The 22,208-nt window shown below is 41.9% G+C and carries 20 protein-coding genes; 10 read left to right on the top strand and 10 right to left on the bottom strand.

Translation table 11 applies throughout. From position 1 onward, the window contains the following. Nucleotides 1-213: 213 nt before the first annotated feature. The 3 genes from FTV13_RS07240 (at nucleotide 214) to FTV13_RS07250 (ending at nucleotide 5,041) form a co-directional block, all read left to right on the top strand. Nucleotides 214-2,379, top strand: coding sequence for a malate synthase G (locus FTV13_RS07240; protein WP_034702314.1), 2,166 nt, complete (start codon nucleotides 214-216; stop codon nucleotides 2,377-2,379). Nucleotides 2,380-2,843: 464 nt separating this feature from the next. Next, complete coding sequence (locus tag FTV13_RS07245; protein WP_179992444.1) at nucleotides 2,844-4,286, top strand: aldehyde dehydrogenase family protein; 1,443 nt, start codon at nucleotides 2,844-2,846, stop codon at nucleotides 4,284-4,286. A 92-nt stretch (nucleotides 4,287-4,378) separates the two neighbouring features. Beyond that, on the top strand, nucleotides 4,379-5,041 hold the full coding sequence (locus tag FTV13_RS07250) for an SOS response-associated peptidase family protein (protein WP_004783965.1): 663 nt from the start codon (nucleotides 4,379-4,381) through the stop codon (nucleotides 5,039-5,041). An 83-nt stretch (nucleotides 5,042-5,124) separates the two neighbouring features. On the opposite strand, the gene FTV13_RS07255 is transcribed toward FTV13_RS07250, so the two are convergent. Next, nucleotides 5,125-5,589 (bottom strand): MarR family winged helix-turn-helix transcriptional regulator, encoded by a 465-nt coding sequence (locus FTV13_RS07255; RefSeq protein WP_179992445.1) that lies wholly within the window; start codon nucleotides 5,587-5,589, stop codon nucleotides 5,125-5,127. Nucleotides 5,590-6,549: 960 nt separating this feature from the next. Between FTV13_RS07255 and FTV13_RS07260 the strand changes: the two genes are divergently transcribed. Continuing rightward, the gene (locus FTV13_RS07260; protein WP_179992446.1) at nucleotides 6,550-8,073 is read left to right on the top strand and encodes a TerC family protein; all 1,524 of its coding nucleotides are present in this window, start codon (nucleotides 6,550-6,552) and stop codon (nucleotides 8,071-8,073) included. A gap of 475 nt (nucleotides 8,074-8,548) precedes the next feature. On the opposite strand, the gene thiM is transcribed toward FTV13_RS07260, so the two are convergent. From thiM to FTV13_RS07275, 3 genes are all read right to left on the bottom strand, one after another. Beyond that, the gene (gene thiM, locus FTV13_RS07265) at nucleotides 8,549-9,382 is read right to left on the bottom strand and encodes a hydroxyethylthiazole kinase (RefSeq protein ID WP_166135031.1); all 834 of its coding nucleotides are present in this window, start codon (nucleotides 9,380-9,382) and stop codon (nucleotides 8,549-8,551) included. A gap of 39 nt (nucleotides 9,383-9,421) precedes the next feature. Further along, nucleotides 9,422-10,582: a hypothetical protein gene (locus FTV13_RS07270; protein WP_179992448.1), complete on the bottom strand. Its 1,161-nt coding sequence runs from the start codon at nucleotides 10,580-10,582 to the stop codon at nucleotides 9,422-9,424. 168 nt (nucleotides 10,583-10,750) lie between these two features. Beyond that, on the bottom strand, nucleotides 10,751-11,008 hold the full coding sequence (locus FTV13_RS07275; protein ID WP_004783954.1) for a hypothetical protein: 258 nt from the start codon (nucleotides 11,006-11,008) through the stop codon (nucleotides 10,751-10,753). Between the two features lie 681 nt (nucleotides 11,009-11,689). Between FTV13_RS07275 and pepN the strand changes: the two genes are divergently transcribed. Next, entirely contained in the window at nucleotides 11,690-14,299 is a 2,610-nt protein-coding gene (pepN, locus tag FTV13_RS07280) for an aminopeptidase N (RefSeq protein WP_179992449.1), read from the top strand. 209 nt (nucleotides 14,300-14,508) lie between these two features. Next, a complete protein-coding gene (locus tag FTV13_RS07285) occupies nucleotides 14,509-14,718 on the top strand; it encodes a hypothetical protein (protein WP_004783945.1) in 210 nt (69 codons plus the stop codon). Between the two features lie 41 nt (nucleotides 14,719-14,759). Here the strand turns inward: FTV13_RS07285 and FTV13_RS07290 are convergent, their stop codons facing one another. Together FTV13_RS07290 and FTV13_RS07295 are read right to left on the bottom strand one after the other, a co-directional pair. Next, entirely contained in the window at nucleotides 14,760-15,206 is a 447-nt protein-coding gene (locus FTV13_RS07290) for a universal stress protein (RefSeq protein ID WP_104425970.1), read from the bottom strand. A gap of 125 nt (nucleotides 15,207-15,331) precedes the next feature. After that, nucleotides 15,332-15,775: a universal stress protein gene (locus tag FTV13_RS07295; protein WP_125279008.1), complete on the bottom strand. Its 444-nt coding sequence runs from the start codon at nucleotides 15,773-15,775 to the stop codon at nucleotides 15,332-15,334. 53 nt (nucleotides 15,776-15,828) lie between these two features. Here FTV13_RS07295 and FTV13_RS07300 point away from each other — a divergent pair, with 53 nt between their 5' ends. The 3 genes from FTV13_RS07300 (at nucleotide 15,829) to FTV13_RS07310 (ending at nucleotide 17,466) form a co-directional block, all read left to right on the top strand. After that, nucleotides 15,829-15,972, top strand: coding sequence for a hypothetical protein (locus FTV13_RS07300; RefSeq protein ID WP_166135019.1), 144 nt, complete (start codon nucleotides 15,829-15,831; stop codon nucleotides 15,970-15,972). Between the two features lie 78 nt (nucleotides 15,973-16,050). Continuing rightward, nucleotides 16,051-17,055 (top strand): alpha/beta hydrolase, encoded by a 1,005-nt coding sequence (locus tag FTV13_RS07305; RefSeq protein ID WP_180011517.1) that lies wholly within the window; start codon nucleotides 16,051-16,053, stop codon nucleotides 17,053-17,055. Between the two features lie 66 nt (nucleotides 17,056-17,121). After that, the gene (locus FTV13_RS07310) at nucleotides 17,122-17,466 is read left to right on the top strand and encodes an SMR family transporter (protein WP_180011519.1); all 345 of its coding nucleotides are present in this window, start codon (nucleotides 17,122-17,124) and stop codon (nucleotides 17,464-17,466) included. Between the two features lie 37 nt (nucleotides 17,467-17,503). Here the strand turns inward: FTV13_RS07310 and FTV13_RS07315 are convergent, their stop codons facing one another. The 4 genes from FTV13_RS07315 to FTV13_RS07330 all read right to left on the bottom strand — a co-directional run bounded on the left by FTV13_RS07315 (nucleotide 17,504) and on the right by FTV13_RS07330 (nucleotide 21,483). After that, complete coding sequence (locus FTV13_RS07315; RefSeq protein ID WP_180011521.1) at nucleotides 17,504-18,679, bottom strand: benzoate/H(+) symporter BenE family transporter; 1,176 nt, start codon at nucleotides 18,677-18,679, stop codon at nucleotides 17,504-17,506. A 110-nt stretch (nucleotides 18,680-18,789) separates the two neighbouring features. Continuing rightward, the gene (leuE, locus tag FTV13_RS07320) at nucleotides 18,790-19,449 is read right to left on the bottom strand and encodes a leucine efflux protein LeuE (protein ID WP_179992453.1); all 660 of its coding nucleotides are present in this window, start codon (nucleotides 19,447-19,449) and stop codon (nucleotides 18,790-18,792) included. An 82-nt stretch (nucleotides 19,450-19,531) separates the two neighbouring features. Continuing rightward, nucleotides 19,532-20,503, bottom strand: coding sequence for a transaldolase (gene tal, locus FTV13_RS07325; protein ID WP_179992454.1), 972 nt, complete (start codon nucleotides 20,501-20,503; stop codon nucleotides 19,532-19,534). A gap of 89 nt (nucleotides 20,504-20,592) precedes the next feature. Beyond that, nucleotides 20,593-21,483 carry a LysR family transcriptional regulator gene (locus FTV13_RS07330; protein WP_179992455.1) on the bottom strand — a complete coding sequence of 297 codons (891 nt, stop codon included), beginning with the start codon at nucleotides 21,481-21,483 and terminating at the stop codon, nucleotides 20,593-20,595. 94 nt (nucleotides 21,484-21,577) lie between these two features. On the opposite strand from FTV13_RS07330, the gene aceI reads away from it, so the two are divergent. Further along, nucleotides 21,578-22,009 (top strand): chlorhexidine efflux PACE transporter AceI, encoded by a 432-nt coding sequence (aceI, locus tag FTV13_RS07335; protein WP_034170552.1) that lies wholly within the window; start codon nucleotides 21,578-21,580, stop codon nucleotides 22,007-22,009. The last annotated feature ends 199 nt before the right edge of the window (nucleotides 22,010-22,208 follow it).

Genomic DNA, 22,208 nt, shown 5'->3' on the forward strand with positions numbered 1-22,208 from the left:
GTCTAATTTCTACATTTCAAAAACTTTATACACTGTCATGAGGGTATTTAGCAGGATGATATTGCATCGTGTGTGACATCATTTAATAAGAATATGAGGGTATTCTTATTAGAAAAATGCTCATTATTTTGCGGTGTGATAGTACTATTCAGCTAGATTTTAATCGGTATACTAGAATCTCTTGTATAAAAAGTAGCAATATCAGGAAAGACAATGACTGCACGTATTCAAAAAGGCAAGTTAGCGATTGCTAAAGAACTTTACGATTTTATCGAAAATGAAGCACTACCAGGTTCTGGTTTGGACAGCGAAACATACTGGAAGAACTTTGAACAAGTCGTTGTTGATCTTAGCCCTAAAAACAAAGCACTTTTGGCTAAGCGTGATGATATTCAAGCTAAAATTGATGAATGGCATCGCAATAACACATTTGAATTACAAGCTTACAAAGCTTTCTTGACTGAAATTGGCTACTTATTACCAGAAGTAGAAGATTTCCAGATCAGCACTGAAAATGTAGACGAAGAGATTGCACTATTGGCTGGCCCACAGCTGGTAGTTCCAGTACGTAATGCACGTTACTGCCTGAACGCAGCGAATGCACGCTGGGGTTCTTTATACGACGCTTTATACGGCTTCGACGTGATCTCTGAAGAAGATGGTGCTGAAAAAGGTAAAGGCTATAACCCGAAACGTGGTGAGAAAGTTATCGCATTCGCGAAAAACTTCTTAAATGAAACATTCCCGCTGGCACAAGGTTCACATGCTGATGCAACCAAATATGCAGTTGAAGGTAATGCACTGGTTGTAACGCTGAAAGACGGCTCTACCACAACTGTTGCGGATAGCTCTAAATTCGTTGGTTACAATGGCGAAGCTTCTGCACCGACTGAAATTGTATTGAAAAATAACGGCCTGCATGCGATCATCCAGATTGATGCAAACAGCCCAATTGGCCAAACAGATGCTGCAGGCGTAAAAGACGTTGTGCTTGAAGCAGCTGTAACGACGATTCAGGACTTGGAAGACTCTGTTGCAGCAGTTGATGCTGAAGAAAAAGTAGAAGGCTACCGTAACTGGTTAGGCTTGATGAAAGGTACGCTTGAAGAGTCTATCGAGAAAAATGGCAAGACCATTACCCGTAAACTAAATGCTGACCGTACTTTCAAAAATGTTGAAGGCGGTGAGACCAAGGTTCATGGCCGTTCATTGATGCTGCTTCGTAACGTTGGTCACTTGATGACAAACCCGGCGATCCTTGTAGATGGCGAAGAAATTTATGAAGGCATTATGGATGCATTGGTCACTCCATTGCTTTCTGTGGCTGATATCCGTGGTGAGAACACGATCAAGAACTCACGTACCGGTTCTATGTACATCGTTAAGCCAAAAATGCACGGTCCGGAAGAAGTTGCATTTGCGGTTGAACTGTTTGAACGTGCTGAACAGGCGCTTGGCTTACCTGCTAAAACGCTGAAAATTGGTATCATGGATGAAGAGCGTCGTACTTCAGTTAACCTGAAAAACTGTATTGCTCAGGCGAAAGACCGTACCATCTTCATTAACACCGGTTTCATGGATCGTACAGGTGATGAAATCCATACCTTCATGGAAGCAGGTCCATTCGTGCGTAAGGGCGAAATCAAAGGCCAAAAATGGTTCCCAGCTTACGAAAACCGTAACGTCATGGTAGGTTTGCAAACAGGTCTACGTGGTAAAGCACAGATTGGTAAAGGCATGTGGCCAAAACCAGACATGCTGTTAGACATGTACAAGACTAAGACTGAGCACCCTGAAGCAGGCGCAAGCTGTGCATGGGTTCCATCTCCAACAGGTGCAGTGATTCATGCGATTCACTACCATCAAATTAATGTAGCGAACCGTCAGCAGGAACTTCTTGCAACTGAAGCATTGCCTTTAGATGATTTGTTAACTCCACCTCTTGCAACTGATACTAACTGGTCTGAAGAAGAGAAACTGAAAGAACTGGAAAATAACTGCCAAGGTATCCTGGGTTATGTGGTTCGTTGGGTTGATCTGGGTGTAGGTTGTTCTAAAGTTCCAGACATCAATGATGTGGGCTTGATGGAAGACCGTGCAACTTTACGTATTTCTTCTCAGCATGTTGCAAACTGGTTACGTCACGGAATTGTAACGCGTGAACAGGTTGAAGAAGTAATGCAACGCATGGCGAAAATTGTGGATGAGCAAAATGCGAATGATCCACTGTACAAGCCAATGGCTGCTGACTTTGACAACAGCATTGCATTCCAGGCTGCTTCTGATCTGATCTTCAAAGGTGGTGAACAGCCATCAGGCTATACAGAGCCGCTTCTACATGCAGCTCGTTTAAAACTTAAAGGTTATACAGGTGACTAATCCTGTAACTTGAAAAAAAGCCTCTTCGGAGGCTTTTTTATTGCTCTTAAAAAAGATCTAAGGATAAAAATGTTCTTTTGGAAGGTAAACTAACTGACTGAACACCTAAAACAGAACAATGTCACAGAAGAAAATTTTAATAATAATTATCTGTTAAACAGTAGCTTTATATCTGCCAGTCGGTATTCCTATGAGCGTTTACAGTTCCTCATGCTGGGTAGCTGTAGAGCTTTGGATAGTGATATTTAAGACTCAGTTTAATTCGCAATTTTTAATTTCTAAGAATCGTATTTTGGCTGATGTACTGGAAGATTTAAACTGCGATAAAAGAGAATCATGCATCAGTAAGTTCCACTTACTTATAAAGTTAAAGATAAAAGCGTAACAATTCGTCGCTGTCACTTCCATCCTGAAATGGCTCTGCTAAAGTAAAAGCAAATCAATAAATTGCAGGGAAGAACAGCATGGCATATCAACATTTGGATCAGCAGTTTATTGCGGGTCAGTGGCAACCTGGCCGTTCCCAGAAAATGATTCAGAATTTGAATCCTTATACTCAAGATACGATTTTTACTTTGCAGGCTGCCAGTACAGCAGATGTTGATGCGGCTTATGCGGCAGCTGATAAAGCCTTTCAACAGGGTGCTATTAAATCAGTTGAGTTAAGACAGCAAATCCTGCAAAAACTACAACAGGTGATTCAGGCACGCCAAGATGAAATTATTGACTGGTTAATTCTTGAGTCTGGAAGTACCCGTTTTAAAGCGGGTCTGGAAGTTGGCGCTGCTTTATCCATTATTCAGGAAAGTCAGAAATTTCCGGAGCAGATCAAGACTGAACAGCTGGAGAGCAAAGATCCCCAACGTAAAAGTCTGGTACTGCGTAAACCCTTGGGTGTGATTGGTGTCATTAGCCCATGGAATTTTCCATTTCATTTATCCATGCGTTCGGTAGCAACAGCGATTGCCTGTGGAAATAGTGTGGTACTCAAGCCAGCAAGTGATACACCAGTGACAGGTGGAACCTTATTAGGCAAATTGTTTGAAGAAGCTGGTTTACCCGCAGGTGTGCTCAATGTGATTTCAGGTGCAGGCAGTGAAATCGGTGATTATTTTGTCGAACATCCGATTCCAAAAATGATCTCATTCACGGGCTCTACTGAAGTCGGACAGAATGTAGGAAGTAAAGCCTTAGCCAGCCCTCGAATTAAACGTCTGGCGCTGGAACTGGGCGGAAATGCGCCACTGGTGATTCTGGATGATGCTGATCTTGAGCTGGCAGTAGAACTGACAATCATGGGACGCTTTATGCATCAGGGGCAAATCTGTATGAGCACCAATCGGGTCATTGTCGATGCGTCTATTCATGATGCCTATGTGGAAAAACTTTTAGAGCGAGTGAAAACTGTTGCTGTGGGTGATCCAAATCTAGAAGAGACCATCATTGGGCCGATCATCAATCAGAGTCAGATCAAAAAACATCAGCAGATTATTCAAAGTGCAAAAGAGCAGGGTGCAGAGCTGGTATACGAAGGGGGGATAGAAGGTAATCTGGTCTATCCACATATCTTTACTGGGGTAGCACCTGAATCTCCACTGGCTCAGGAAGAAAGTTTTGGACCGATTCTGCCAGTACTGAAAGCTCGTGATGAAGCACATGCCTTAAAGCTGGCCAATGATACCCGTTTTGGCTTATCTAGTGCGGTTTGTACCTCGAATATTGAACGTGGTATTAGTTTTACAGAACAGCTGGATATCGGTATGACTCATATCAATGGTATTAGTGTGGCAGATCAGGCTAATGCTCCGTTTGGGGGAGAGAAAAACTCTGGGCTTGGGCGTTTTAATGGACGCTGGATTTTTGAGGAATTCACCCGTACTCACTGGCTGACTGTACCCAGTGAATAATATTAAATGATAGAAACTTATCCATAATCCATACAGGTTTAAGCTTGGCATCAAGCTATAATCAGAACATCAAGTGATCTGTCTGATTAAGCATGTGTGCCAACTTTAAGCCTTTAACTTCACAGCAAATACATGATCTGGGCTTGCCGGAAATTCCCTTTGAATATCCGGAAGAAGTCTATCCGAATTATGCTACCCCCTTGTTATTTCAATCTGATCAAGGTCTGGAATGGCGCTCGGTTAACTTTGGCTTTATTCCCAAATGGGCAGAGGATAAAACGATTGGGACAAAAACCTACAATGCCAGAAATGAAACTTTGCTGCAAAAACCAACCTTTGCAGAAGCGACAGCCAAATGCAAGTTTGGGGTGATTCCCGTCTCGGAATTTTATGAGTCAAAGTATTTTGATAATAAACCACAGCGCTGGGGCGTCAGGCGTAAAGATGGAAAAGCGACCTTTATTGCGGCACTGTATGAAATTGCTCGGGTGCAGGATGAAATCGTACGTTCGGCTAGTATGATTACGATGGATGCAATAGACCATCCCATGATGAAAGAGTTTCATGAGCCGGGGAATATTAAACGTTCAGTTATTGTGATTCCGCACGAACGTTTACATGAATGGCTGAATCTCACGCAACCGGATATTCGTAGCTTTGTACAGGGATTTCCAGTGGAGGAGTTCGAATGTTCACATGTACCAAAAGAAAGAATCAAAAAAGCCAGTCCACAGCTGAACTTTTTTGATTCCTAAAACCTAGAAAGCAATGGCGGATCGTTAATTATTATAAAAGGTGTTATTGATCTCGCCAGCTAAATTCAAAATTGAAAAAATACTTAACGAGCCAAATTTTTAAAGATATGGCGTAAGCTTTCCATAGTTTTTTCAATTTGTAATGGGGTTAGCCCTTCAAATGACTGTTCCAGTACAACATTGGTCAGGTCATTAATTTTATGTGTCATTTCCATTCCTTTTTCAGTCAGCACGACACGGGTAATACGAGCATCGTCTTCACAGGAATAGGTTTCAACCAGACCTTCATCTTTTAAGCGATAAACGATCTTGGTGGTTGTCGACATTTTAGATACGACCATTTCTGACAGGTCAGAAACGCTGGCATGTGGTTTGGCTTTAAGAGCAAGCAAGATACGGCGACGTGAATTATCGACACCATACTTTTTTAGTGCATGATCTACATTTAGGACATATTGGGCATGGACTTGAGTCACCCAGTAGTATGGAAAGTTTTCTAAATTAAAGTCTTCTGCACAAGGTAAAAATTTTGCATATTTTTTAGTCATGAAATGTTCCTTTTATTTATTTTTCTAGGGCACTGACATTTTATGTAAAAGTTTATACATGTTTCAACCTTTATTTTTAAAATGTTAACGAGATTGCATTTGTTAGATCTTCTTAACATCAAAAAATCAGGCGATTTACATGTTGTAGCTCAATCGGGGCAAATTGTAACTGTCTTTATCCAGATGAATGGCATTGATATGACATGCAAATCTTAAGGCTCCAGATTAGGTTTAGAGTCTAAATAAGAGCTGGGTTGGCAAACCATATGGATAAATGGCCGACCTGCGCATATCTTACTTTTGGTGAGTATGCAGAAATACAATTCAAAATCGATGCTGTTTAAATGAATGCTCTGATACATTTTTAATCTGTAGCACGATGCAGATGCGGATTTCTCAAATCTGACCGAAAGCTAGAGCGAGTACATTTAAATTGGTCACTCATCGAATAAAACCGTTTTGGATGAGAAACTTATGCATCTTTTTGATCCCACGACTAACTATTCATAACGTGTATGAACCATTTTAATAAAAAAATCCATATTTAAAATATGTCTTTAGATAAGTGGATTTAATGGACTTAGTCGGATAGTGGATGATTCAATATTTTATGATGCATGATTAGATATGAATATTAAGAGAAACAGTAATTTATATCTCAGGCTTCTATCAGTTAGATTTAATGCGCTTAGGGTCAAAAAGAAGCCTAAATTTTCTTTAATTTGTAATGAGTTATGTAGAACATAACAGATTCAGGCCAATGATTTGAAAATTAAAAGATTTTAGAATGAGGAGAGGCAAAGCGGTGCAACAGTTTTTCATAAATTTTATTGTTCAAAAATCATAAGTTTATGCATAATAGATACATCTTAAGTCGAAAAGGTTAAATTAAATGGATCCCTCGCCGTGCGTTGATCTTCCATATTCGTTGCTTACATACTCAAACGGGATGGTGTTCTAATGGAATTTTTATTAGATCCCGGAATTTGGGTTGGTTTAATTACTCTTATTATTCTCGAAATCGTTTTAGGTATTGATAACCTAGTCTTTATTGCCATTCTGGCTGAGAAACTTCCCCCTGAACAGCGTGATAAGGCCCGTGTGATCGGTCTATCCTTAGCCTTGCTGATGCGTTTAGGTCTGTTGTTCGCGATCTCCTGGTTAGTCACCTTGACTCAACCGCTTATTCAATTATTTAACTGGACCTTCTCCGGACGGGATTTGATTCTGCTCTTTGGTGGTTTATTCCTGCTCTATAAAGCTGTTACCGAACTTCATGAAAAAATTGAAGGCAAGCCTGAAATACAGGTTACGACCAAGGTGGCATATGCAGGCTTTACAGCAGTTGTGGCTCAGATTGTCATACTGGATGCCGTATTTTCACTGGACTCGGTGATTACCGCCGTAGGTATGGTCGATAATATCTATGTCATGATGGCGGCCATGATTATCGCGATGGCCGTGATGTTATTGGCGTCTAAACCATTGACTGACTTTGTGAATCGTCATCCTACGGTCGTGATTCTGTGTTTGAGCTTCCTGCTACTGATCGGGATCAGCCTGATGGCAGAAGGTTTCGGTTTCCATATTCCGAAAGGTTACATCTATTCTGGTATTGGCGTTGCAATTGCAGTTGAAGCCTTTAACCAGTTTAGTCAGCGCAATGCTGCGAAACATGAAGCCAAGATTCCGTTGCGTCATCGCACTGCTAACAGTATTCTCCAACTGATGGGCGCTAAGCTTGAAACCACCAGTACTACTCAGCATGAAGCACAGGAAACCTTTGCGGATGAAGAACGCTATATGATTGGCGGGGTATTGACCTTGGCAGAGCGTTCTGTAGCATCGATCATGACCCCACGAAGTCAGATTTCCTGGGTCGATCTGGAGGATAGTCCGGAACAAATCCGTGAAAAAATCCTGTCTGTACCCCACAGCCTGTTTCCGGTTTGTCGGGGCAGTCTGGATAAGGTGATTACCATCGTTCGTGCCAAAGAGCTGTTAGATGTACTGGATGAACCGGAAGAGTTAAAAGCTTTGATCAAGCGTCATCGCCCTATCTATATCTTTGAAAGAATGAAGGTGATTGACGCGATTAATACCTTACGTACCTCAAAAGGCTCTCTGGTGCTGGTAAGCGATGAATTTGGTCATGTACAAGGTCTGATTTCACCGCTAGATGTGTTTGAGGCAATTGCCGGTGAATTCCCGGATGCCGATGAGCAGCTGGATCTGGTCAAAGTTGATGATACACACTGGATTGCATCTGGTATGCTGGATTTGTACCAGTTAGAACTTGAGCTCGGTATGCTGGATCTGATTGATGAAGATGCAGGCTATATCAGTGTTGCCGGTCTGATTCTGGATAAAACCAATAGTGTGGTCGAGGTAGGCACTGAACTGAACTACCAAGGTATTCAATTCAAGGTAATGGAAATCGAAAATAACCGGATTAAGTCGGTGAGTATCCATTATCAGGGTTAATCGCCTGTCTTGATTATTTTTTGAGTCAGTTGCTTAAGGGCAACTGACTCTTTTATTGAATATTATTTATGACTTAGATATTAATGCTCACCTAAGCTTATTCTTCAGGCTAAATGGAGTATTGAATATTTCGGAAGCCAAGAATGCGTAATAGGTTTTACAGGTTTAGAAGTAATAAATCTTACTGAAGTATCAAAATCCAGACATGCTTTATTTAGAATTATTAAACAAATTTAAATAAAGTTTAAAAATAAGTGTGAATTTGACTAAGTGGTAAAATATATATTTCACGTAATTTTGAAAGATATTAGTCAAATTCGAGATACAAAAGCTCATCTAAAGCTTACACAATACTCAGCTTGAGCGCTTGAAAAATTATTTTTGCCAGATTAGGGCTGAATTTAATTATCTAAAAATAAGTTGAATAGTGTAATAGGGTGTTCTATGTGTTCATTATAAAACACCCGACTGATGCTTAATCCGCCAAAATCCGAAAGTCTGCATATTGACGGATCGTTTCTATATTCAATTGATGGATCTCATCGGTAAATGCAGCATTAAACTGGCCTAAGGTCGGTGCTTTGGCAAAAGCCAATTGACCGGCGATTGCAAAATGAACATGAGCAGAGAGCGCTGCGATCGCAGGAGAACTTACTGCACTATACGCTGCAATCAGGGCCCCTAGGGCACATCCAGTTGCTGTGACGCGCGGCTGTAAATATGAACCGCCTAAAACCTGAATCACCGGATAATCTCTGGAAATGATGTAATCAGACTCACCTGAAATAGCGATACATTCACATTGTTCCAGTAAGGCCTGCGCCTGTAGATAGACTTCTGAGCTATCGACAGTGCTATTGACGCCTTTGGACTCAATATTTTTCCCTGCCAAAGCACCAATTTCTGAAGCATTCCCCCGTAAAATTGTGGGTTGATAGGTCATGAGCTGATCCACAACACCTGAACGCCAATGCAGTACATTTCCATAACCAACAGGATCTAGTACCCATGACTTTTGGATACTGTGTGCTGTTTTAGCAGCGATCTGCATCGCCTCGACCTGTTCGGTAGTCGGCGTTCCCAAATTTAAACTGAGTGCTCCAGCAATTTTGACAAAGCTCTCTGCTTCAAAAGGATTATCAATCATAGCGGGCGAAGCATTCGCAGCCAGCAAGATATTGGCCACATAATTGCTGGCCACCGCATTGGTCATCACATGCACCAAGGGTTGCTGCTCTTGAAGCAATGACCAGGCTTCACAGATCTGATCGAAAAGAGTATTTTGTAATTGTTGCACGGAAGTATTCATCATCCTGATCTTTCAAATATGAATAGAGCTGCTAAATGCTTAGCGGGTAAAATAATGGTCTTGATGTTTGCAGTTACGGCATAACAGGCTGACATAATCGCTGGCATCATATTCAACAGTAAGCTCTTGTGAGCCGCAATGCATACAGCGTTTTTGTGAATAAAATTTCAGGCGTGGTTCAATCTTTTGCCATGAACGCCAGACCGGCTGGAAGAAAATATTTTCATCATAACCCAGGAAGCGGAAAAACAGGATGCTGCTCATTTTGCTCAAAGGCAATTGCGGTGGACGAGGCAGGATAGAGGTTTCCCATTTTTCATTCACTGAACGTTCCCGATATTGCTGTAGGGTCTTTTTCAGTAAATTGGTATTAATGAAATTTTCATTTCGTGGTTTTAAAGCTTTCTGCTGATACAGATATTCGAGGGCCGATTGCACCAGATAATAAATCTGTCCCACAGCCAAAACATCGAGCAGGCGATAGCAGAAAGCCTGAAAACTTTGATTGCCCGCAATCTGGATACCCCAGCTACGGCAATAGAACTGAGCGAATTGAATGACTTCCTGATACAGCAGACAATACAGTGCATCTTTGACTTCATCCGCACTTTTAAAAGGTACGCCTTTGCTCAGATTTTCATAGAACCAGTAACGCAATTGCTGGGTAATACTAAACAGGCTTGGCTCAGAATAGCCATCCAGACGTACATTAATATAGTACTGCTGATTCTCTTGTTGAATATCTCTAGGAACTAGAATCTGGTCTTTCAGCAGATTTTTGACCAGACCATGCTGATACAGGTAATTCGGGCTGATGGAATAATATTTAATGGCATGCCAGTCAATATATTCCTGATGCTGGCTATGTTCCTGAACCTGTTCATCCAGAATCGAGAGCAGAAACAGTTTATTAATAAAGCTGAGCTGATTGAGCTCATATTCATGCCGATCCTGTTTTTTATGAAATTTCCGGTTTTCCTGTAAACGGACTTCTTTCAGCATACGTTTACGCTGAGCCAGACACTGATCGCAATAACAGTTATGTTTCTGGTCGGTATAGAGCTGATGCTGGCAGTGGCTGCATTCATGATAAGTAATGTCCTGATCATACTGTTCTGCCTCGATCCAGTACATGGAGGCCTTACATAACGGGCACTGCGTACTTTCATCAAGCTGTTTTTGCAGAACGTTGAATACCATGATTGCGCACAACTCCAGAATAAAGAGAAACTGCGATTATACACAGCTCATCAAAGTCACGCGTCATTTGACAATATTTTTAATAAAGCAGATTTCAGAAGAAGAGAGCCTTTAAACGAACAGAGCTACCGAAGTAGCCCTGTATTCAAGAAAACTAGATCATCGTTTTTAAACGGGGCAGGGTAATGTTTCGTCTTCCTCTCCCTGATGTTTCGCTTGAATCAACGCCTGCACTTTTTTGGATGGAACCTTTTTGGCACCGAGTGCATCATAAGTATTCAGAATCGCACTGACCTCATGCGCCTGTAGCTGAACGCCTTCAGAACTCATGAACAGGGCAATAACTTTATGATCAATATTGGCCTGATCCAGAACCTGAAGTGTTTTAAGATTTTCAATCCGTACCACATGCTGTTTTAAATACATAGCTCACCTCAATTTCTTTGTTGTCGTTATTTTTGGAGTCTTTGCGCTTGGAGAAAACACACTTAAACTGTAGCAAAAACTATGCTCATTTTTTAATCAATATTTCGGAATTGCTATTAATTATAAATTATATATTTTTAAATCAAGCACATAAGAAAATGTAAAAAAATATGATATTAGCCGAAAACTTGGCATATATCTTTCTTTGAATCCTGCCATTGCTGTTGGGTGATGCAAAATGCATTCAAACTGGTGCATGTCATTTGTGCATTTAAAATGAAATTTGGAACGCAGATTAACCAGAACTTAATCTTTTAGAAGTCAGGTTTTGCAGCGCCCAGCATCTAAATTAGATATAAGGTTGTCCTGAACCCAGGCAGTAATTTTTCATATTGGAATAATACTTTGCATGTGCAGGAATCATGCATAGAGGAATCATACAGTGCAGATGAAAGCTTTTTTTATTTTATCTTTAAGTTGTTTTAGAGATGGGGATTTTAGATATCGGGCAAATATAAGGCGATTATCGTATATTTTGATGTAGCTCAATTGAAAAGATCAGTAATTATTCCCATATACAATACAAATGAAACGCACAGACAGGTTCAAGATCAAGGCGTATGATCAATGCATTGACAATCTTTTGCCTTAGAAGCTGTGCAAAAAGGATCAGGACATTATATGAATATCGCGGCGAATCCGGTGATCGAAGCAGATCAAACCATTTATTTAAAAGACTATCAAAAACCTTCTTTTGTTGTAGATTCAATCGACCTGAATATTCAAGTCTATGACGATCATACGCTGGTCAGCAGCAAACTGGAGATGCAGCGTCAAACAGCAGGTGATCTGGTATTGCTTGGTCGTGACCTGGAACTGCAATCAATCCAGTTAAATGGTCAGCCACTAAATGCATCAGATTATATTCTAGATGCTGAGCAACTGGTGATTAGCAATGCTCCAGATCAGGCGACTATTGAAACAGTGGTCAAGATTCATCCAGAAAGCAATACCATGCTGGAAGGTCTGTATCAGGCCAGTTCAGATCTGTTCGTGACTCAAAATGAGCCGGAAGGTTTCCGTAAAATCACGTTCTATCCAGACCGCCCAGATGTATTGTCTGTATTTACTACTCGTGTTGAAGCCGACAAAAAGTATCCGGTTCTACTGGCTAACGGTAACCTGATCGAAACTGGTGAAGTGGATGAAAACCGTCACTATGCACTTTGGCAAGATCCAACCAAAAAACCAAGCTATTTATTTGCCTGCGTGATTGGTGATCTGGCAGTGATGAAAGATCGCTATACCACATCAGAGGGTCGTGATGTCGCACTGGAAATCTATGCCGAAGAAAAAGACATTCCAAAATGCAAAATCGCGATGGAAGCGTTGAAACATTCCATGCGTTGGGATGAAGAGCATTATGGTCTGCCATACGACCTTGATAATTATATGATCGTAGCAACCAGCGCATTTAACATGGGTGCGATGGAAAACAAAGGTCTGAATATCTTCAATACCTCATGTGTATTGGCTGATGAAGAATATACAACTGATGTTGCCATCATGCGTGTGCAATCAGTGATTGCCCATGAATATTTCCATAACTGGACAGGTAACCGGATTACCTGCCGTGACTGGTTCCAGCTGTGTCTGAAAGAAGGTTTGACCGTATTCCGTGATCAGTCTTTTTCTGAAGATCTACAATCTGCTGCGGTACAACGTATTGATGATGTGGCAGTCCTGAAAGCGCATCAGTTTCCGGAAGATTCTGGCCCTTTATCGCATCCACCGCGTCCGGATCATTTTGTAGAAATTAATAACTTCTATACGGCGACCGTGTATGAAAAAGGTGCAGAAATTAACCGTATGATGGCGACTTTGCTCGGTAAAGAAAAATTCCGTCAAGGTACAGATGAGTATTTCCGCCGTCATGATGGTCAGGCCGTAACGGTTGAAGACTGGGTAGCTGCCTTGACTGCCGGTTCAGGGGTAGATCTATCAAACTTCCTGACTTGGTATAACCAGCCAGGTACACCGAAACTGGTCGCTAAAGGTGAGTATGATGCAGATACACAAACTTATCGTCTTCGCTTTAAGCAAAGTCTGAAAGCTCATCCGAAATATCCGAATCTGAAAGCTGTTCCGATTCCAGTGGCTTTGGCTTTGTTTGATGCGGCTACAGGCGAGCAGCTGAGCCTGCACTCTGATGCCTTATTTGAAAATGGCGTCAAAGATGGGGTGTATCTGTTTGATCAGGATGAAGCGACCATCGAGTTTAGCGGTCTAACCAGCAAGCCGGTGGTTTCTTTACTACGTAACTTCTCTGCACCCGTTGATCTGCATTTTGATTACTCTGAACAAGAACTGGCGTTCCTGTTGCAATATGAAACCAATGGTTTTAACCAGTGGCAGGCGACCCAGACTTTATTAGAACGCATTTTGTTGGATGATCAACCTTCTGAAATCTATATCGAGGCAATGCTAAATACCTTGCCTGATCTGATTCAAAAAGATCCGTTATTGGCTTCCCGTCTGTTTGATGTACCGGCTGAAGGTTACCTGGGTAGCCGTATTGATACAGACTATAATCCAGCCATGATCAAGGAAAAACGTGATGCCTTGCTGCATAAATTGGCACGTGCCTTTGGAGCAACAGCTAAAGAAATCTATCTGAGTCTGGATCCTGAGCTGCAGTCAGATTTCTCTCAGGCGATGGGTGTGCGTGCACTGAAAAATATCATGTTGATGCTGATTGCACGTCAAGGTGATGAAAGTGCATTTGAACTGGCAGAGCAGCAATACCAAAATACAGGCAATATGTCTGAACGTTTGGGTGCCTTGCGTGTGCTGGTATGGAATGATGCGCCTCAAGCCAAAGCATTCCTGGATGATTTCTATAACCGCTTTAAAGATGAAGCACTGGCACTGGATCAATGGTTCATGCTGCAAGCAGCTCATCCAAAAGCGACTGCAGAAACAATTAAAGCACTCACTGAGCATGCGGATTATGACTTGAAAGTGCCAAACCGTATCCGTGCGGTGAGTGGCGGTTTGAATGCCAATCCGGTCAATACCTGGAGCTTTGGTGTGCAGCATTATATCGAGCTGGCGAAATATCTGGATCAGAAAAACCCGATTGTCGGTTCACGTCTACTTCAGGTGCTTTCACGCTGGTATACCCTGATTGAACCACAACGCAGTGAAGTCAAAGCACAACTTGAAGCTTTAAAACCACAGGTGAAATCGAAAAATGTCTCAGAGACATTGAACAGTATGTTAAGCGTATAAGATCGTTATGTAAAAAGCCGGATCAACTGATCCGGCTTTTTATTATTGACTTATTTTAAATGGTGAATTTAAGCGCATTTAAAATACTATAATGTGAAATCAGTCACATAAAAGGTTTACAGTAAGAGGCTAGACAGGAAAGTAAAACTATACTTTTCTATTAAACATGAAGAAATCTTCAAATTGATATACTAGAGGTCTTATTCAAGATGTTAGTGAAAATCGAAGATGGTTTTTATTTAAATACTCGGCATATTATTGCGGTTCATGTCAGCAGAAATGCTGCGACTGGTCTGTTTGAAATCTCCCTTCAATATACACCGCATTCTATTCAGCAAGCTGGAGAATACAAAAAAGTATTTAATAGCCAGCTGGATGCTGAACTCTTCCTGAACGAACTGAATCAAAAAGTTCGCTAAAAAAAGCCTGCATCGCAGGCTTTTTTGTTGTCTGGGTTACGTTAAGGTCTCACAATCAATACCGGAATCTCGGACTGGGAAAGGACATTCTGTGCCACGCTGCCCAGCATCAGTTTTTGCAGACCTTTACGGCCATGTGATCCCATGATAATCAGATCGGTCGGAACTTCCTGCGCTGCCTGAAGAATTCCTTCAGAAGGTGCCATACCATGAATGATCTTGGTCGTGACTTGTGTACCATCATGCACAAAATTTGCCTTAATCTCATTTAAAAGATCCAGTGCATGTTGTTCTGCCTGCATGAAATAGTCAGTGACTGCGGGAGCAACCTTATAAAAGTCCACGCCTTTAAATGGGTCTACAGCAATAATACTGACCAATGTCACCTTACTATTAAAAGCTTTGGCCAGCTCACGGGCATGTTCAGCTGCAGCATAGGACATCGAGGATTCATCGAGTGCGACAAGAATATGTTCATAGTTTTGCATGGTGCTTCCTCATTTTTAGAATATGCAGTGAAATGATCATTTAGAAAATGGAGGTTTACTGTAGAAGGGTTCAGACAGAAACACTGCCTGAAAAAATTGCGCACCTTGAAGATGCGCAAATCAGATTATTTTTTAACGATTAACACCGGAATTTGACTGGCGCCAAGAACATCCTGTGCAAAGCTGCCCAGAATCATTTTCTGGAAGCCTTTACGGCCGTGTGAACCCATGACGATTAGATCAGCCTGGGTTTCCTCTGCAGTCTCAGCAATATGTTCGGCATTCACCAGGCCAGTCACAATGCGGGAATCTGCTTCTATACCTTCACTGCCTGCAATTGCAGTGGCTTCTTTTAGGGCATTTTTTGCATTGGCATGAGCCTGAGCAAAATACTCTTTCATAATCGTTGAACTGTAGTAGAAGTCAGCTTCAGTAAAAGGGTCTTCTGCAATCAGGCTAATCAGGGAAAGTTTACTGCCAAATGCCTTGGCAATTTTGGCTGCATGTCGAACTGCAGAAAAGGAAATATCTGAACCGTCTACTGGGACTAAAATATGTTGGTAAGCCATGATTTTTCTCCGTATGTTGTGTGTTTTTTACGCTCTGATTTATTGATAGCACAATGTACCCATGGGTGCAATTGCAAAAAGCTGAAAAATGGCAAAAAATCTTTAAATTACAGGTATTTTCACATAAATGCAGAGATTTGATGAAAGAAAAAACAGAGCAAAAAACTAGGGATTCAGGTTTTATTGATCAAAAATAACAGGATAAATGACGCTGTTTTTCTGGGGATGGTTTAAACTGCCTGAGCTTATTTTTGGGCTGATCGAGGGGGAAGGTTTTGAGGTTTTTTGCTATTCATTTATTGTTGTTCTGTTCAATTATTCTGGCAGGCTGTCAAAATACTGTACAGAACAGCCGGGTCATTGCCAGTGCTTTTAATTTGACCACAGGGATGCAGCAAAAGGTGATGGATCGCTATGCACCAGGTTCGGTCATCGTGCATCAGAATATTGTCTATGAACCGCAGCAAAAACTATCTCTGGATCTGTATCAACCACAAAATATCGAAAATATCGGCCCGCAACCAACCATTGTGTGGATTCATGGTGGTGGCTGGATTTCTGGTTCCAAAGAACATGCCCGGGGTTATTTTAAACTTCTGGCTGCGCAAGGTTATAATGTGGTATCGGTCCAATATCAGTTTGCACCTCAAGCCATTTATCCAAGCCAGTTACATCAGATTGATCAGGCCTTGGAGTTTATTACTCAACATGCAGCCGAATACCAGATTAATGCCGAAAATTTATATCTGGCCGGAGATTCTGCCGGGGCGAATATGGCCAGCCACTATGCTGCACTTTTAACAAATCCCGCCTTTGCCAAACAATCGGATTTTCAACCTTATCTGCAACCTTCCCAGCTTAAAGGTCTGATTCTGCACTGTGGTATTTATGACTTGGAGTCATTCGCCAGTACCGCACCTGATGAAATGAAGATCGTAGAGTGGGGAGTATATAGCCTGATTCAGGCTTATACAGGTGACCGTAAAAATGATACCGAGTTTCTAAAACGTATTTCTCCAATCCAGTATATTACGCCATCTTATCCGCCAGTATTCATTAGCGGGGGCAACAAGGATTTTCTGACCGACACCCAATCCTTGCCTTTTATCAAAGCTTTAAAAGCGCAGCAGGTTCCAGTAACAGAAGTTTTTTATCCCGAATCTAAAGCTTGGCTGATTCATGAATATCAGTTCTTTATGGGCAAGAAAGAAAGTCAGCAGACTTTTATCAAGACGCTGGATTTTTTGCATCAGCTTTCGCCCCTCAGCATAAACTTATAAAAAATTTATTTCTTAAGACCATAACTAAGTTTAGGTCTAGGAAAGATAAATTTGGAGAGTGAAAAAATGAATCCTGCAACTTGGGCATATTTTTTGTTGGGTTTGGCCATTATTGCCGAAGTCACTGGCTCTACATTTCTGGTGAAATCTGAAGGCTTTACCCATTTGTGGCCTTCTTTAGCGGTGGTTGTTTTATTCTGTATCGCCTTTTATTTGCTGTCTCAGGTGATTAAGGTGATTCCTTTAGGCATTGCTTATGCGATCTGGGCCGGTGTCGGGATCATTCTCACGGCCATTGTCGGTTATATTGTATTTAAGCAGGCGCTGGATCTTCCTGCTTTTATTGGTATTGCACTGATTATTTCCGGTGTAGTGGTCATAAATATGTTTTCTCAAGCAGCAGGGCATTAAAAAAAGATAGACATAAGTCATCTCTACTTTTATAAATTTAAGCCAACTGAGGTTTAAGCTTAAATAGTAAATAAACCATCAAACCAAGCAGTAGGCCCCAGAAAGCAGAACCAATGCCGAAAAACTGGATATTGGATGCACTGAACAGAAAGGTCATCAGTGCGGCTTCCCGGTCATGAGTGTCCTGAAAAGCCAGTGCAATGTTGTGGCCAATGGTACCAAATAGGGCAATGCCAGCCAGAACCGTAATCAGAATACCCGGAAAAGCCATCAATAAGCTGGTCAGGGTTGCAGCGAAGAAACCCATCAGGATATAAAATAGTCCACAGCTCATACCCGCGATATAACGTTTAGCCGGATCAGGATGGGCTTGTGCATCCAGACTGACTGCTGCGCTAATCGCGGCAAGATTAACACTGAAACAGCCAAAGGGAGCGAGTAGTGCCTGAGTGAGGCCCGTCCAGCCTAAAATTGGATTCACCTTGGGTGGATAGCCATAGCTTTTAATCACGGCCAGGCCAGGTAAATATTGTGAAGCCAGATTAATCACCATCAGCGGAAGAGCCAGTCCTAAAATAGCTTGCAGGCTAAATTCTGGTGTGGTCCATACAGGCTGAGCGATGCTCCAGTCCAAATGTGGAAGCGTAAAATCGATAAAGAACGGACAGAGTGCAATTGCAAGCAGCACAGTAATGACAATGCTATAACGGGTACTCAGTTTTTTGGAAATGAGATAAATGGCCAGTACGGTAAGCACAAAGCTCCAGGATTGTTGCAGGCTGCCAAATACTGAAATACCAAATTTCAGTAAGACACCAGCCAGCATGGCACTGGTCAGACTTTGTGGAATAAACTGAAAAATCCGGTCAAATATTCCGAAAAATCCCAGACAGGCAATCAGGATACCGCAAATCAGAAAAGCGCCAATCGCTTCGGCCAGACTGTAATGGCCTGCGGAGGCAATAATTAACGCCAGACCGGCTGTCGACCAGGCGGTGGAAATCGGATAACGATATTTCCAGGAAAGCAGAAAGCCGGAAACCCCAATACCTATGCCGAGTGCCCATAACCAGGAACTGATTTGCGCTGCATTTGCACCCAGGCTTTGGGCTGCTTCAATGACCAGTACGGCGGATACGCTGATCCCAATCATGCAGGTAATAAAACCCGCCATGATGGCAGGAAAGGAGAGATCTTGTAAAAGTTTAGGCATCATCCATGACACTATTTTTAAATGCGTTTAAATCATACGCTTTTCATATATCAACACAATGTTTTTAACAATTTTTGAAAGCGCTGCTCTTGCCAGAAAGCTGCTGATTCTTAGAAAGTAGATGTCGCCAGTTTGATGCCGAACCCGCAGAAGAGAATTCCTACTGAAGCAACCCCGCCAGCAGTCAATTTATAATTCTGGTTGAAATAGCTCGCGAGTTTGACCCCGGAAAAGATCAGGATTGAAAGGTAGGTCATGCTGATCAGTTGCAGGATTAAAGCCAAGAGTGCAAAAGTCAGTGCCGGATAAGGGTAAACAGGATCAACAAACTGCACGAAAAAAGACAGGTAGAACAGAATCGCTTTAGGATTTAAAACACTGATTGTTAATGCTGTACGGAAGGGCTGAATCGACCCGACAGTTTCAGGAGTAGTCTTTTTAATCTGAACACGTTGTGATGACTGTTTCGGAAAGAAAGTCTGATAGGCGGCAATGATCAGTTTGATCCCAAGATAACTGAGATAAACAGCACCAATAATTTTCAGGGCAATAAACAGCACGGGAAACGCATGAAGTAGAGAGGCTGCGCCTAACGCCGTACATAGGATCAGAATCAAGTCACCGGTATAAACCCCTAAGGCACCCATATAACCGGTCTTGATGCCAAAACGAGAGGCAATTGACATGACATAGAGGGAATTCGGCCCCGGCAGTAACACAATTAACGTTGTCCCAATAATAAAGGTCGTTAGATCTGTGATACCAAACACGAAGAACTCGCAAAAATGAAAAAAGCCGATGCGGCATTATAGCAACATCGGCCTGGAGAAACTCTATAAATTCGCTGTGAATTTAGGTGGTGCTCAAAAAACTTTCCTTTAATAAAGCCGCCAGTTGCTCACGTGCCTTGATAAAGCCATCGATACCACCTTGCAGTAATTCACTGGCCATCTGGTCCTGTTTCAGTTGTGCATCAAAATCGGCATGACTGATTGGACTCAGTTCACCTTGAGATTGAATATCTTTGGCTGAAAGCTGAGCCTGAACTTCACGCTGATCATTTTCAAGTTGTTCCAGCAAGTTTGGTGCAACAGTCAGTAGATCACAACCGCTGAGGCCCAAAACCTGCTCAATACTACGGAAGCTTGCACCCATGATTTCAGTTTTAATCCCATGCGCTTTATAGAATTCATAAATGCGCTTCACTGAGAGTACGCCCGGATCTTTTTCAATTGGATACGACTCAACACCTTCCGCTTTTTTGTACCAGTCTAGAATGCGGCCGACAAAAGGCGAGATTAAAGTCACTTTGGCATCAGCGCAGGCATGGGCCTGATGCTGGCCAAACAATAAGGTCAGGTTGGTATGGATACCTTCTTCTTCCAGTGCTTTCGCTGCCTGAATACCTTCCCAAGTCGATGCGATCTTAATCAGGATGCGGTCAGAATTAATTCCATATTGATCATACAGCGCGAGTAATTCTTTAGCCTTGGCGATGGTCGCTTCAGTATCAAAAGACAGGGAGGCATCCACTTCAGTCGAAACACGACCTTCAATCAGTTTTAAAATTTCAACACCGAATTTGACGGTCAAAATATCAATCGTGCGTTCAATCAGGGCATTATTCACATAGCCTTCTTGCTGGGCTTGTTGAAAAGCAGCTTCAATCAATGCCTGATTTTCAGGTTGTTTCGCTGCTGCAGTAATCAGAGATGGATTTGTGGTTGCATCCAGAGGGCGAAATTTCTCAATTGCGCTTAAATCACTGCTATCTGCCACAATAGTCGTCAAGTTTTTTAATTGGTTTAATGCAGTTAATGTCATTACGATCTAGTTCTATGGTTATTGCTTATGCATTCTTATATATCATAAATCATCCTCTTACCAAGTAGACTGTCGTTGAATTTCTGTGATTAATGGTCGGTTTTTCGCTGCTGACGCAAGTGATTAATCAAAAAATGAGCAGCTGTACCCAGTCGAGTTTCCCGGCTCCAGACCAGATCGACAAAATATTCAAATTTTGGGGTGAAATCGAGCAGCTGCAAGATCTGTAGCTGCTCCTGCAAATGTAGCTGTTCATTGATCATTTCCAGAGGGAGTACACCCCAGCCCAAACCTTGCTGGATCATGTTACAGGCTGAATGATGATTGTCAGTGCGCCAGTAATTCCGGGAAAAGAGCAGTTCTGGCTTAATGCTACGATCACGACTGGCAACAACAATCTGTCGGTTTTGTAAAATCTGTTCATAGCTGACCTGGTGAAATTGACTTAATGGATGCTGTTTGGCCGCCACAGCAACCAGTACCTCACGCTTTAATTCTATAAACTGTTCACGGGTTTCTAATTGCTCCCGCTCAAACATCAGCGCTAACTGCGCTGAACCTTCAAATAGCATGTGATGAGCATCTTCCTGAGGTGCGCTAAAGACATTAACTTGCAGCGCTGGAAATTCCCGTTCCAGCAAAACGATATAATCAGTCCAGCGGGTATGGAGGAGCTCAGACACCACCACAATATTCAGTTCAGATTCAAGACCTGAACTAAGTGCTAGGGCATGTTGCTTCCATTGGTTGATTTCAACCAAAAGCTGCTCAGTTTTTTCATACAGTACTTTCGCCTGTGCAGTTGGTTTTGGCTCACGGCCAATGCGTTCAAATAGCACCAGATTAAGATCAATTTCTAGATTGGCAATGGCCATACTCACTGCAGAAGGAACTTTACCAAGTTTACGCGCAGCAGCAGAGAAGGAGCCAGTTTCCATAACCAGTTTAAACATCTGTAGCTGTTCTTGATTAATATTCATGCATTCCATCTTTCATTTTTATTGATAGATTCTAACTCGAATAATCAAATTAAAAGAAATAAAATTCCCTTATCTCCTGACTTGATGAACTGAAATGTTAATTTCAAAAAGAAGACTGATTCATGCCACCTTATATGAAGGCATTTTATTGGTGGTGATTGCCATATTACTGAGTACGCTCATGCATATGCCGCTTGAGGTCACAGGCGCTCTCGGAATTGCGATGGCTGTCACTTCAATGTTCTGGAATATGCTGTTTAATCATTATTTTGAAAAGTTTGAAGCCAAACATCGTCTGAAAAGAACCATCAAAGTGCGGATTGCTCATGCGATTGGATTTGAGGGTGGTTTGATGCTGGCCACGATTCCGATGGTAGCTTATGCATTGCAGATCAGTCTGGCGCAGGCTTTTCTTCTGGATTTGGCGATGACATTATGTATTCTGGTGTATACCTTTATTTTCCAGTGGTGCTATGACCACCTTGAGGCCAAAATGGGGCTGGAACCAGACTACCGAAAAGCTTAACTTGAGTCTTTACTAGAGTAATCCTCAAATGCTTCGCTAATAATATTGCAATAAAAAACCGCTCATAGAGAGTAATGCCAGTCAGTTAAGCAAATATTAGTAAAATGTAGTAAAAATGAGTGTATGTAAATACGCTCATTTTTTTATGACTTTATCTGAAAATTTAGATTGCACCCTTCAACATTCTTTACCTTCACTT

Source organism: Acinetobacter sp. YH12235 (genome assembly GCF_013417705.1).
In the GTDB taxonomy this organism is placed as follows: Bacteria; Pseudomonadota; Gammaproteobacteria; order Pseudomonadales; family Moraxellaceae; genus Acinetobacter.